Source organism: Aquabacterium sp. T101 (genome assembly GCF_057219775.1).
In genome coordinates, this window is record NZ_JBXVVZ010000020.1 from 1 (window position 1) to 633 (window position 633).

Here is a 633-nt window from a genome sequence, read left to right on the forward strand (position 1 = left end):
ACGTTAGGCCGCACATGGCGACCTGGTCGCAAATCACCATTCAGCCGAGCGGGGCAGCTGTCGACTCGCTGCGCGAACACTGGCGCTGGCAGCTCGGCGAGGACTGGACTCCCCTCATGTTTTCCGCCATCGGCGACGTATTCATTGAAGTCGCGGCAGGTACGGTCTGGTGGCTCAGCACCGCAACCGGCTCCTTGGAACAAGTGGCCGAATCGCAGCAACACTTCGCAGAGCTACTCGGCAGCGAACGAACCGACGAATGGTTTCTTCCAGGCTTGGTGGACGTCCTGCGCTCGCAAGGCAAAGTGCTGGGCGCCGACCAGTGCTACACCTACGCAATCTTCCCAATTTTTTCGCAAGGCAGCTTCAGCGCTGAGAACATGCATCCAGTTTCCGCAGCTGAACACTATTCCATGAGCGGGCACATGCATGAGAGCATTCGCCGCCTTCCAGACGGTGCTCAAGTTCAAGTAACCGTCACCGACTGAGCAAGCCCCCAGAGTGCGGCCTAACCCTTCGCTCGAGCGGACCTCCATCGGCAAGCCGCTTGGCCCGCGAGCCGGTTCAGGTCATCATCCGTCTCGCGGGCCAAGCGCCATTCCGAAGGCGTCCGCTCAGCTCAAACGTTAGGCG

1 protein-coding gene is annotated in these 633 nt (G+C 60.7%); it reads left to right on the forward strand.

Annotated elements, in window-relative coordinates:
* A partial coding sequence (locus AC2EAQ_RS18895) for a T6SS immunity protein Tdi1 domain-containing protein (protein ID WP_484645990.1) occupies positions 1-488 on the forward strand: 488 nt, incomplete at its 5' end.
* Between the last annotated feature and the right edge of the window lie 145 nt (positions 489-633).